Genomic DNA, 12337 nt, shown 5'->3' with positions numbered 1-12337 from the left:
GTCATGAGCGGCTTTCCGACCCACCTGATCGCCCCGGCGCTCGATGCCGCCTTCGCCGAAGATCTCGGCCTCGCGGGCGACATCACCACCAACGCCATCATCCCGGCGGAGGCGACGACCAGCGCCCTGCTCGCCGCCCGCAAGCCGGGCCGCATCGCCGGGCTGCCGCTCGCCGAAGCCGCCTTCCGCCGCCTCGATCCGGACATCGGCTTCCGCGTCGCCATTGCCGATGGTGAGGATGCGGGGGCCGGCGCGGTGATCGCCGAGATCCAGGGGAGCACCCGCGCCATCCTCACCGCCGAGCGCATCGCGCTGAATTTTCTCGGCCATCTCAGCGGCATCGCCACCCATACCCGCGCCTTCGCCGAGGCCATCGCCGGCACCAGCGCGCATATCTGCTGCACCCGCAAAACCACGCCCGGGCTGCGTGCCTTCGAGAAATACGCGGTGCGCATGGGCGACGGCATGAACCATCGTTTCGGCCTGTTCGACGCGGTGCTGATCAAGGACAATCACATCGCGGCGGCTGGCGGCATCGGCGCGGCCATCGAGCGGGCGCGGCGGGGCGCCGGGCATCTGGTCAAGATCGAGGTCGAGGTCGACCGGCTGGACCAGCTCGAAGAGGCGCTGCGGCACAAGGTCGACGCCGTGCTGCTCGACAATATGAGCCTCGACGAGCTGCGCCGGGCCGTCGCCATGGCGGGCGGCCGCGTCATTCTCGAAGCCTCGGGCGGCGTTTCGCTCGCCTCGGCGCGCGGCATCGCGGAAACCGGCGTCGACTTGATCTCTTCCGGCGCGCTGACCCATTCCTCGCCGACTCTCGATCTCGGCCTGGATTTTCCGAGCTAACCGTCCCAATAACCATGCGCATGTCCAAGTATTCATCCTGACGCCCCCTTGCCAACCCGCTGCTCCGGGTTCACCATATGCAATTCAGGCGTGCTATCCGCGCGCTCGCAACAAAATGGTGATAATTTTAGGGAGGTAAATTATGGGAGAGTCTGGCGGTCTAGCTGGCAGAAGTACCCGCTGCATTGCACTGGTCGGGCCGTATTTGAGCGGCAAGACGACTCTTCTTGAAGCGTTTTTGGCGCGAACGGGCGCGATCAACCGCCAGGGCTCGATCGCCGCGGGCAACAGTGTCGGCGACAACTCGCCCGAAGCCCGCGCGCACGCCATGAGCATCGAGCCCAATCTGGCCGAAGTCAGCTTTCTCGGCGACAAGTTCATCTTCATCGATTGCCCCGGCTCGATCGAATTCCAGTTTCAGATGCAGTCGGCGCTGACGGTGTGCGACGCGGCCGTGGTGGTCTGCGAGGCGGATGAGAAGAAAATCCCCGCGCTGCAATTGACGCTGAAGCAACTGACCGACCGCGGCATTCCGCATTTCCTCTTCCTCAATAAGATCGACAAGCTTGAATTGCCGATCCGCGATATTCTCCCGATGATCCAGCCCGCGAGCACGCTGCCGCTGGTGCTGCGCCAGATCCCGATCCGCAAGGATGGCATCTGCACCGGCTTCGTCGATCTGGCCCTGGAGCGCGCCTTCGTCTACCGCGAGCACGCGCCGAGCGAAGTCATGGCCATCCCCGCCGATTTGACCGAGCGCGAGGCCGAGGCCCGCTTCTCGATGCTGGAAAAGCTCGCCGATTACGATGACGAGCTGATGGAAGCGCTGCTGGGCGACATCGAGCCGCCGCGCGACCGGGTGTTCGATGACCTGCGCCAGGAGCTGAAGGAGGGCAAGATCTGCCCGGTGCTGCTGGGCTGCGCCGAGCGCGGCAATGGCGTAACGCGGCTGCTCAAGGCGCTGCGGCACGAGGCGCCCTTCGCCGATGCGACCGCGCGCCGTCTGGGCGTCGGCGGGCAGGCGTCCTGCGCGCATGTGTTCAAGACCTACCACACGGCCCATGCGGGCAAGCTCTCCTTGATGCGGATTTTCAGCGGCGCGTTCGGCGACGGCACCATGGTCGCCGGATCGCGCGGCGAGGAGCGGGCGGCTGGCGTGTTCACCTTGCACGGTCAGGAGCCGAGGAAATGCGGCGCGGGGCAGGCCGGCGACGTCATCGCGCTCGGCCGCCTCGAAGGCGTTGCGACCGGCGAAACGCTGACCGCCGGCAAGAGCGCCATGCCGCAGATCGATGCGCCGAAGCCGCCGCATCCCGTCTATGGGCTGGCGCTCGCCGCCGCCGAACGCAAAGACGAGGTGAAGCTCGCCGCCTCGCTGCACAAGTTGATCGACGAAGACCCCTCGCTGTCGCTGGTCCACAATAAGGAAACCGGCGAAATGGTTTTCTGGGGCCAGGGCGAAATGCATCTGCGCATCGCTTTGAAGCAATTGCAGCGCCGCTTCGGCGTGGCGGCTGAGACGCGCCAGCGCCAGATCCCCTATAAGGAGAGCATCCGCCAGGACATCGAGATCCGCGGCCGGCACAAGAAGCAGAGCGGCGGCCATGGCCAGTTCGGCGATGTGGTGATCGAGATCCGTCCGCTGCCGCGCGGCTCCGGCTTCGCCTTCACCGAGCAGATCGCCGGCGGCTCGGTGCCGAGGCAGTACATCCCGTCGGTCGAGATCGGCGTGCGCGATTTCCTGACGTCAGGGCCGCTGGGCTTCCCCGTCGTGGATGTGGCGGTTTGCCTGAAGGACGGCTCATATCACACGGTGGATTCCTCGGACATGGCGTTCCGCGCGGCGGGGCGTCTGGCGATGGCCGAGGGCATGCCGAAATGCGCGCCGGTGCTGCTGGAGCCGATCATGGCGGTGAAGATCGCCGTCCCGTCGGAGTCGACCGCCCGCATTAACGGCATCGTCTCCGCCCGGCGGGGCCAGATCCTGGGTTTCGACGCGCGCCCCGGCTGGCCGGGCTGGGATCTAGTCCATGCGCACATCCCGGACGCAGAAATGCAGGATGTCATCATCGAACTGCGTTCGGCGACGGCCGGCAGCGCAAGCTTTACCTCCGAGTTCGACCATCTGGCCGAGCTGACGGGCAAGCTGGCGGATCAGGTGCTGGCGCATAATTCGGTGGCGGCGTAGGCTTTTAGGCGCGTTCGCTCCGGCCTTCCTGCATACACGGCTTGCCTCAACGTAACAGAGTCCGGCGGCGCCTGCCTATGCGCCGCCGGGTGCGTGCTCACATGCCCGCTTGCGGCACGCTGACCAGACCGGCGCCGTAATCGAATTTGTCGTACGGACCGGCGAACACATCGTCGCGACGGGCGGTCGCCGTCATGCGCATGACCACGTCAGCCGCCGCCGCCTTGCCGTCGGGCGACCGCGCGCGCAAATGCTCCCACCACAGCGCGGCGATGCCGGCGACATGCGGGGTCGCCATGCTGGTGCCGTTCATGTCGATGAGTCCGCCGCCGCTCTTGGCCGAACGGATCGCCACGCCCGGCGCCGAGACGACAGGCATGGTGTTGGAGAAGAACGCCGCTTCGTGCTTGCCGGCCTTCTGCGCCAGGGCGCCGACCGAGACCATGCCATCGGCCGCCGCCGGGATCGAGACGGCGATGCGGATGTCCCTGGCGCGATTGCTCTCATTGCCGGAGGCCGCAACGATCACCGTGCCCTCATCGAATTCGGCGCGGGCGCGCACCATGCTCATCAGCGCATCGAACAGGCGCAGATTGGCGCGATAGGCGACGAGCGCATCGGAGGCCGCCTGCCGCGCGGACAGCCCGTCCTGGACGCGCCGCTCGACGAGGCCGGGGAAGTCGAAGCCGATCGACATCGAAACCACATCGACGCCTTTGCCGATTGCCCATTGCAGTCCCGAGAACAGCATGTCGGTGGTGCCGCTGCCATCGTCGCCGAGCACTTTGCCGATCATGGCCTTCTTCACGCCGCGCGCCACGCCGATGCGGGTGCCCTCGACATCGCGGCCAAGGATCGTGCCGGCGCAATGGCTGCCATGCCCGTTGCCGTCCCAGCCGGGCGCGGCGTCCACGGGCTCGCCTTCCGTGGCACCGGTGGTAAAGTCGCGCTTGTTGAGGGTGACGCCGGCGAAGGCGGGATGGCTGGCATCGATGCCGGTGTCGAGCACGCAGACGCTGGCGCCCTTGCCGGTGAAGGGTGTGGCGTCCGCGCCGACAGCCACGATGCCCCAGCTCGCATTGTTGGCGAGCGGGGCGGCGCCGTTGGCATCGAGCGTGACAGGGGCAAGCAGCACGGTCGGCATGACGCGGGCGACGCTGGCGACCTCCGGATCATTGGCGAGGTCCAGCGCCTCGCGCTCGGTCGCCGAGGCGGTTTCGATCTGCGGCGTGGGCAGCTCGTCCGGCGCCGACGCCCCGGCGCCGCGGGTTGCCTCGAAGGTGATGTCGCCCGGCGCTGAGCGGGAACGGGCGGCCGAGCGGCGGGAGGTTCCGCGGTTCATATCGCGGAGAATAGTATATTTTTGCATGGCAATCTCCTTGGGTTACGGCTTGTGAAAACGCCGCCGGATGCGTCCGGCGTGGAACAAATGAAGGTAATCTCAGCCGCTAGCCTCGCCAGCCGCGGTGAACTCCCCGTCAGTGCCACAAGCAATGTGCCGCCCGGGCGATCAATTCGCGCCGGAAGGCTGGGCGGCGGATACCCGGCAGCCGCCTGTCAGCTCGCTGACGCGGCACGCTCGAGGCGGAAAAAGCCGGAGCGCCGAGGATCCGTTCGGTAGAAAATGACGTCTCGCTTAACGGCCATCAGAAAAGGCGAACGCGGATAAATTGTCAATTCTGGATGTCGCTTATCCGCACGCGGAAATGCGTGTTGGATTTAACGGCCTTCTCTCTTTGAGCGATAGGCGGCGACGGCGCGCAAGGTCAGCTCGGGGGCGGCGCCGAGATGGTTTTCGGGGGCGAACAGGGCGTCGCGTTCGGCGGCGGTGATATGCGGGGCGATGTCGGGGTCGGCGGCGAGAGCATCGCGCAGGTGGATGTGCTCAGCCATCGCCTTTTGCGAGGCGCGGCCGATCAGCCGGTGCGCCTCGGCCTTGCCGGCCTTGCGGCCGAGCGCAATGGCGGCGGCTTCCGCCATGACGAGGCCGCGCGTCAGCCCGAGATTGGCGGCCAGCCTGTCAGGGTCGAACGTGCCGTGCGCCGCCAGTAACAGGGCCGCTTCGAGCGCGCCGCTCGTCAGCCGGAACAACTCCGGCAAAACCTCCCATTCGGCCTGCCAGCCTCCGAGGCCGCGCTCATGCTCCTGGTCCATCACGGAGAGCAGCGTCGCAGCGAGGCCGGGCGCGCGGGTGGCGGCGGCGATGATGCGGGCGCAGGCGACGGGATTCGCCTTATGCGGCATGGCGGAGGAGCCGCCGCGGCCGTCGCCGCCCGGCTCGCGGAATTCGCCGATCTCGGTCTGCGCCATCAGCGACAGGTCGCGGCCGAGCTTGCCGAGACAGCCGAGGGTCAGGGCTAGGCCGCAGCCCGCTTCCGCGACGCGGTCGCGCTGTGTGTGCCAGGGCAGGTCCGGGACTGGCAGGCCGAGTGCCGCGCCGAGCCCATCGGCCAGCTTTGGCCCATCCGGATGCAGCGCGGCGAGATTTCCTGCCGCCCCGCCGCATTGCAGCACCAGCACGCGCGGCGCGATTTCGCTCAGCCGGTCCCGCGCGCGGCTTAGCCCGGACAGCCATCCGGCGAGCTTCAGCCCGAGCGTCGTCGGGATGGCCTGTTGCATCAGCGTGCGGGCGATCATCGGCGTTGCGGCGTGCGCTTCGGCCAGATCTGCCAGTCGGTCGCAGAGCTGCGTGAGCTGGCGATCGATCAGCGCGAAACCGCGCCGCATTTGCAGCACGAGGCCGGTATCGGCGATGTCCTGGCTGGTCGAGCCCCAATGCACCCAGCGCGCGGCCTCAGCATCGCCCCCGGCGACCAGCGCCGTCAGATGCTTCACCAGCGGCACGGCGAGATTGCCGCTGTTCAGCGCCTCGCGCCCCAGCGCCTCAAGGTCGAAGCGCCCGGCATCCGCCATTTCGGCGATCGGGCCAACCGCGCTCGCCGGGATGATCCCGCAAGCCGCCTCAGCCCGCGCCAGCGCCGCCTCGACGTCGAGCATGGCCTGAATGCGGGCGCGGTCGGAGAAGATCGCGGCCATCGCCTCGGAGCCGAAGAACGGGCCGAGCGTCGCGGATGAAGCGGGCCAGCTCATCGTGCGCTAAATGTCGAAAAACACGGTTTCATTGTCGCCCTGCAAACGGATGTCCAGCCGGTAGGTGGTGCCATCACCACCGGGCGCGGCGATCAATGTCGCGCGCCGCTCCTCCGGCACCAGACCCAACACCGGATCATAGGCATTGGCTGCCTCGTCGGCGAAATAAAGCCGCGTCACCAGCCGGCGGAGGATGCCGCGTCCCATCACCGAGATGCAGATATGCGGCGCTTGCGGGGCGTTGTCGCGGCCGGGTACGGCGCCCGGCTTGACCGTGTAGAAGCGGAACCATCCCTCCTCATCGGTCGGCGTGCGGCCAAAGCCATCGAAATCGGGATCGAGCGGCTTGTCCTGGCTGTCCTCGGGATGGCTGTAGCGGCCGGCGGCGTTGGCCTGCCAGATTTCGATCAGCCCGTCGGGCACCGCCGCGCCGTCCGCGTCGAGCAGCCGGCCTTCGACGATGATATGGGTGCCGGGCGTGGCGCCTGTCGCCAGCCGCTCGCCGCCTTCGAAGGGCAGGGCGTAATGGAAGAACGGCCCGACCGTCTGCCACGGTGTTTCGACCAAAGGCGTCTCGGCCATGCTCAAGCCTCCATGGGGGTGGCGTCGCGCCCGCGCAGAACGATGTCGAAGCGGTAGCCGAGCGCCCAGTCGGGCACGGTCGTCGCCAGATCGAATTGCGAGATCATCCGCGCGGCGGCCTTCGGATCGGCGACCGAATTGTAGATCGGGTCGAAGGCAAGCAGCGGGTCGCCGGGAAAATACATCTGCGTCACCAGCCGGGTGACGAAGCTCGGGCCGAAGACCGAGAAATGAATGTGCGGCGGCCGCCAGGCGTTCGGGTGGTTGCGCCAGGGATAGGCGCCCGGCTTGATGGTGACGAAGCGGTAGACGCCGTTTTCGTCGGTCACCGTCCGGCCCGCGCCCGTGAAATTGGGGTCAAGCGGCGCGGGGTGCTGGTCGCGGACATGGATGTAGCGCCCGGCGCTGTTTGCCTGCCACAGCTCCACCAGCGTCCCCGGTTGCGGGCGGCCGTTCTCGTCAAGCACCCGGCCCGAGACGATGATGCGCTCGCCCAGCGGTTCGCCCTCATGCTGGCGGGTCAGGTCGGCGTCGAGCGGACCGATGCGGGCATGGCCGTAGACCGGCCCGGTGATCTCCGACAACGTGTGCGGCAGGATCACCAGCGGCTGGCGCGGCGAGCGGGCGATGGTCGAGACGTAGCCAGGCGAATGCGACGCGGGCTGGCTGCCCGGCTGTTCGCGGCGATAGGCCGGCGGCTGGGACATTTTCGGCACCTCCCCTTGGCCGTTTTGGCCAAGTGTAAGGGAAGCGGCGGCGATTTGCGACAGCCCGTCGCGGGCTTGCCATAAACGCGCTATGATCGAAAAAAGGGCATGGGAGGGGGACGGTGCGGACGCAGGTCGGGATTGTGGGGGCGGGCCCGGCCGGGCTGCTCCTGTCGCATTTGCTGCATCTTGCCGGCATCGGCTCGGTGATCGTCGAGAGCCGCAGCCGCGCCCATGTCGAGGCGCGCATCCGCGCCGGCGTGCTGGAGCAGGGCACGGTCGACACGCTGGTCGAAAGCGGGCTCGGCGAGCGGCTCGCTCGCGAGGGGCTGGTGCATCGCGGCATCCATCTCTCCTTCGGCGGCGCCCGCCATGCAATCGATTTCGAACAGCTTACCGGCCACAGCGTCACCATCTACGGCCAGCATGAGGTGGTGAAGGACCTGCTCGATGCGCGGACGCGTGCGGGCGCGGATATCGTGTTCGAGGTGGAGGAGACCAGCGTCTACGATCTCGACAGCGAGCGGCCGGTCATCCGCTACCGGAAAGACGGGCAAGACCAGGAAATCGTGTGCGATTTCATCGCGGGCTGCGATGGCTATCACGGTGTCTGCCGCCCTTCGATCCCACCCGGCGTGCTGCGGATTTTCGAGCGGACTTACACTTTCGCCTGGCTCGGCATCCTCGCCGACGCGCCCGCCACCAGCGACGAGCTGGTCTACGCCAATCATGAGCGCGGTTTTGCGCTCTACTCGATGCGCTCGCCCGAGCTGACGCGGCTCTATTTGCAATGCCGGGCCGACGAGGACATCGCCGACTGGCCGGACGAGCGGATCTGGGATGAGTTGCACCGGCGGCTGGAGACCGATGCGGGCTGGCGCGTCGCAGAGGGGCCGATCCTGCAAAGGGGAATCACGCCGCTGCGCAGCGTCGTGGTCGAGCCGATGCGTTACGGGCGGCTGTATCTGGCGGGCGACGCCGCGCATATCGTGCCGCCGACCGGCGCGAAGGGCCTCAACCTCGCCGTCGCCGACGTGCGGGTGCTGGCGAAGGCGCTGGCCTCGTTCTATCGCGCCGGCCGCACCGCGCTGCTCGACGCCTATTCCGCGACCTGCCTCGAGCGGACCTGGAGGGTGCAGCGCTTCTCCTGGTGGATGACGGCGATGCTGCACCGCTTCGACGCCTCCACCGAGTTCGACCGCCAGATCCAGCTTGCCGAGCTGTCCTATGTGACGAGTTCGCGCGCAGCGGCGCGCAGTCTGGCGGAGAATTATGTTGGGCTGCCGCTGAGCGTTTGAGCCCTCTTGCCGCAGCGTCTTCCATGCCGTCCGGGACGTTGAAGCATGCTACCCTCGGATATAAGCCGGATAGGCCGCGCGGATCTGGGCCACATGCGCCAGCGTGCCGGAGAGGTGGTCGCGCAGGTGGTCCTGCGCCTCGACGGCGTTGCCGGAGATAATCGCGGCGAGGATGCGCTGGTGGTCGTGCAGGATCTCTTGCGCCTTGCCGGGGGTGGGCAGATGCAGGCGGCGCAGGCGGTCGATATGGCCGCTGCGGCTGCGCACCAGGAGCCAGAGTTCGCTCATGCCCGCGGCCTCGTACAGCGTCCGATGGAACAGCCGGTCCATGGCCGAAAAGGTCTCGAAATCCTCCACGCGGGCGGCCGCTTCCTGCTGCGCAATCGCCCCGGTGAGGCTGGCGGCGAGCGTCGGCGGCGTGTCCAGCGCCAGCGTGCGGACGATCTCCAGCTCCAGCGAGCGCCGCAGGAAATGCGCCTGCTCGGCGTGATTGACGTCGATCGGGCTGACGACGGTCGCGTGCTGCGGATAGATCTCGACCAGCCCCTCCTTGTCGAGCCGCATCAGCGCGTCGCGCACCGGCGTCTGGCTGATGCCGAATTGCGCGGCGATTTCGGTTCGCGACAGCACCGTCCCCGGCGTCAGCTCGAGCGCGGTGATCGCTTCCCGCAGCCGCTCGAAAACCTGCGGCGCGGCCTGCCGGTCGCGGTCGAGGCGCGGACTCGGCGCCGTGCGCGAAATCGGAGAAAATTGCGGCATCGGTAGAATCCCGTTGGCTATCATTTGATCATATCAGCCCTTGCCAAATAGCGCACTAATGTATTAGTACATTATAGACAGCCGAAAACGGCCGATCACCAATAGGCTCTTCCGGCGGTACTCGCGGAGTTGCTCACCGTCACTCGTCATCGGCCTCGAGGTCGAGAACCTGATTTTCCGCACCATCCAGCGGAAAACCATCCGCAAATGGGGCCTGCACAGTTGAAACCGCGCCATAGGCTGCCGCAATGACACGAAAAACACCGGACACGCTCCGCAGCGCCCGCTGGTTCGCGCCCGACGACCTCAGGAGCTTCGGCCACCGCTCGCGCATCATGCAGATGGGCTACGCGCCCGCCGACTGGGTCGGCCGCCCGGTCATCGCCATCCTCAACACATGGTCGGACATCAATCCCTGCCATGCCCATTTCAAGAGCCGCGTCGAGGATGTGAAGCGGGGCGTGCTGCAGGCCGGCGGCTTTCCCGTCGAACTGCCGGCGCTGTCGCTCGCCGAGCAATATGTCAAGCCGACCACGATGCTTTACCGCAACCTGCTCGCCATGGATGTCGAGGAGCTGATCCGCTCGCACCCCATCGACGGCGTCGTGCTGATGGGCGGCTGCGACAAGACCACACCTGCCCTGCTGATGGGCGCGACCAGCGCCGGCCTGCCCGCCATCTATCTGCCCGCCGGACCGATGCTGCGCGGCAATTGGAAGGGAAAGATCCTCGGCTCGGGCTCGGACGCCTGGAAATATTGGGACGAGCGCCGCGCCGGGAATATTTCCGATGCCGAATGGCTCGCCATCGAGGGCGGCATCGCCCGCAGCTACGGCACCTGCATGACCATGGGCACCGCCAGCACCATGACCGCCATCGCCGAGGCCATCGGCATGACGCTGCCGGGCGCCTCCTCGATCCCGGCAGCGGATTCGGGCCACATCCGCATGAGCGCGGAATGCGGGCGGCGCATCGTCGAGATGGTGTGGGAGGAGCTGACGCCGTCAAAGATCCAGACGCGCGAGGCGTTCCTCAACGGCATCGCCGTCGCCATGGCGATGGGCTGCTCGACCAATGCCATCATCCACCTGATCGCCCAGGCGCGCCGGGCCGGGCAGAGCATCGGCCTCGACGATTTCGAGGCGGCGAGCCGGGTGGTGCCGGTGCTGGCCAATGTCCGGCCGAGCGGCGACGCCTATCTGATGGAGGATTTCTTCTATGCCGGCGGCTTGCCGGGGCTGATGTCGCAAATGCGGGATCATCTGCATCTCGGCGCGATGACGGTGACGGGCAAGACGCTCGGCGAAAACATCGCGGCGGCCGAGGTCTATAATGACGACGTGATCCGCCCGCTCGCCAACCCGATCTATGCCGAGGGGGCGCTGGCCGTGCTGAAGGGCAATCTCGCCCCCGACGGCTGCGTCATCAAGCCGAGTGCCTGCGATCCGCGCTTCCTAAAACATACCGGCCCGGCGCTGGTTTTCGACGATTACCCGTCGATGAAGGCGGCCATCGAGGATGAAAATCTCGATGTCACGGCGGACCATGTGCTGGTGCTGCGCAATGCCGGTCCGCAGGGCGGCCCGGGAATGCCCGAATGGGGGATGCTGCCGATCCCGGTCAAGCTGGTGAAGCAGGGCGTGCGCGACATGGTGCGGCTGTCCGACGCCCGCATGAGCGGCACCAGCTACGGCGCCTGCATCCTGCATGTCTCGCCGGAAGCCTATATCGGGGGCCCGCTGGCGCTGGTGCGCACCGGCGACCTCGTCAGCCTCGATGTCGACGCCCGCACCATCAGCCTCGATGTCCCGGAGGAGGAACTGGCCCGCCGGCGCGCCGCCTGGACCGCGCCGCCGCCCCGCTACGAGCGCGGCTATGGCTGGATGTTCACCCGGCATATCGCCCAGGCGCATGAGGGCTGCGATTTCGATTTCCTGGAAACCGGTTTCGGCGCGCCCGTCGGCGAGCCTTCCATCTACTGAGCGGAGGATCTGATGACCGAACTGAGCCCCGAGACCCGCGACAAGCTGAAGGCCGTCAGCACCGCCACCATCTGCACGGCGCTGTTCAAGCGCGGCCTCCGCAACCAGTTCATCCAGGATGTGCGCCCGCTCAATCCGGCGCTCGGCAACATGGTCGGCCCCGCCTATACGCTGCGCTACATCCCGGCGCGCGAAGACCTCAACCCCATCGGCGTCTTCCTCGACCGCGCCCATCCGCAGCGCAAGGCCATCGAGGAATGCCCGCCCGGCGCGGTGATGGTGATCGACAGCCGCAAGGACGCGCGCGCCGCATCCGCCGGCAGCATCCTGGTGACGCGGCTGATGAAGCGCGGCGTCGCGGGCGTCGTCACCGACGGCGGCTTCCGCGACTCGCCGGAGATCGCGCAGCTCAGCATCCCGTCCTACCACCACCGCCCCTCCGCGCCGACCAATCTCACCGTGCATCAGGCGCTCGACATCAACGTCCCCATCGGCTGCGGCGATGCGCCGGTCTGGCCGGGCGACATCATCGTCGGCGACGGCGAGGGCGTGGTGGTTATCCCGGCGCATATGGCCGAAGAGATCGCCGCCGAAGCCTTCGAGATGACAGCGTTCGAGGATTTCGTCACCGAGCAGGTGCAAGCCGGCAAGTCGATCCTCGGCCTCTACCCGGCGACGGACGAGCAGACCAAGGTGGATTTCGCGGCTTGGCGCAGTGCGAACGGTCGGTAAGAAATACTTGGGAGCGGTTTAACCGGAACAACTCTCGCAAGTAAACCAAGCCGCAGCCGAGCTCCCTCTCCCATGGAAGACCTTTGCAAAACTTCGATTCCTTCGCCCCGGCCGTTAGAGCCGGGGCCCACTCGCCTCTCCACTTGCCGC

The 12337-nt window shown here is 67.2% G+C and carries 10 protein-coding genes and 1 pseudogene; 6 read left to right on the top strand and 5 right to left on the bottom strand.

The window, feature by feature from the left end; genetic code table 11:
- Positions 1 to 3 precede the first annotated feature (3 nt).
- Together nadC and BLEFHOIH_RS03690 are read left to right on the top strand one after the other, a co-directional pair.
- The gene (nadC, locus tag BLEFHOIH_RS03695) at positions 4 to 849 is read left to right on the top strand and encodes a carboxylating nicotinate-nucleotide diphosphorylase (protein WP_088343167.1); all 846 of its coding nucleotides are present in this window, start codon (positions 4 to 6) and stop codon (positions 847 to 849) included.
- Between the two features lie 142 nt (positions 850 to 991).
- Positions 992 to 3037 (top strand): elongation factor G, encoded by a 2046-nt coding sequence (locus BLEFHOIH_RS03690; RefSeq protein WP_088343166.1) that lies wholly within the window; start codon positions 992 to 994, stop codon positions 3035 to 3037.
- A 97-nt stretch (positions 3038 to 3134) separates the two neighbouring features.
- Here BLEFHOIH_RS03690 and BLEFHOIH_RS03685 read toward each other — a convergent pair whose 3' ends face one another.
- From BLEFHOIH_RS03685 to pcaH, 4 genes are all read right to left on the bottom strand, one after another.
- Complete coding sequence (locus BLEFHOIH_RS03685; protein ID WP_210191695.1) at positions 3135 to 4406, bottom strand: S8 family serine peptidase; 1272 nt, start codon at positions 4404 to 4406, stop codon at positions 3135 to 3137.
- A gap of 350 nt (positions 4407 to 4756) precedes the next feature.
- Entirely contained in the window at positions 4757 to 6127 is a 1371-nt protein-coding gene (gene pcaB / locus BLEFHOIH_RS03680) for a 3-carboxy-cis,cis-muconate cycloisomerase (RefSeq protein WP_088343165.1), read from the bottom strand.
- 6 nt (positions 6128 to 6133) lie between these two features.
- On the bottom strand, positions 6134 to 6709 hold the full coding sequence (pcaG, locus tag BLEFHOIH_RS03675) for a protocatechuate 3,4-dioxygenase subunit alpha (RefSeq protein ID WP_088343164.1): 576 nt from the start codon (positions 6707 to 6709) through the stop codon (positions 6134 to 6136).
- Between the two features lie 2 nt (positions 6710 to 6711).
- The gene (gene pcaH, locus BLEFHOIH_RS03670) at positions 6712 to 7416 is read right to left on the bottom strand and encodes a protocatechuate 3,4-dioxygenase subunit beta (protein WP_088343163.1); all 705 of its coding nucleotides are present in this window, start codon (positions 7414 to 7416) and stop codon (positions 6712 to 6714) included.
- 122 nt (positions 7417 to 7538) lie between these two features.
- Between pcaH and pobA the strand changes: the two genes are divergently transcribed.
- Positions 7539 to 8714, top strand: coding sequence for a 4-hydroxybenzoate 3-monooxygenase (gene pobA, locus BLEFHOIH_RS03665; protein WP_088343162.1), 1176 nt, complete (start codon positions 7539 to 7541; stop codon positions 8712 to 8714).
- Between the two features lie 48 nt (positions 8715 to 8762).
- On the opposite strand, the gene BLEFHOIH_RS03660 is transcribed toward pobA, so the two are convergent.
- Positions 8763 to 9473: a GntR family transcriptional regulator gene (locus tag BLEFHOIH_RS03660; RefSeq protein WP_088343161.1), complete on the bottom strand. Its 711-nt coding sequence runs from the start codon at positions 9471 to 9473 to the stop codon at positions 8763 to 8765.
- A 108-nt stretch (positions 9474 to 9581) separates the two neighbouring features.
- Between BLEFHOIH_RS03660 and BLEFHOIH_RS27155 the strand changes: the two are divergent.
- From BLEFHOIH_RS27155 to BLEFHOIH_RS03650, 3 genes and pseudogenes are all read left to right on the top strand, one after another.
- Positions 9582 to 9699: pseudogene (locus BLEFHOIH_RS27155) on the top strand (ABC transporter permease); the annotation flags it as partial.
- A gap of 22 nt (positions 9700 to 9721) precedes the next feature.
- Entirely contained in the window at positions 9722 to 11455 is a 1734-nt protein-coding gene (araD, locus tag BLEFHOIH_RS03655) for an L-arabinonate dehydratase (protein WP_088343160.1), read from the top strand.
- A 12-nt stretch (positions 11456 to 11467) separates the two neighbouring features.
- Complete coding sequence (locus BLEFHOIH_RS03650) at positions 11468 to 12187, top strand: ribonuclease activity regulator RraA (protein ID WP_170936982.1); 720 nt, start codon at positions 11468 to 11470, stop codon at positions 12185 to 12187.
- The last annotated feature ends 150 nt before the right edge of the window (positions 12188 to 12337 follow it).

It is taken from the genome of Rhodomicrobium sp. R_RK_3, from assembly GCF_002198715.1.
In the GTDB taxonomy this organism is placed as follows: Bacteria; Pseudomonadota; Alphaproteobacteria; order Rhizobiales; family Rhodomicrobiaceae; genus R-RK-3.
This window is presented reverse-complemented; position numbering and strand designations above follow the sequence as displayed.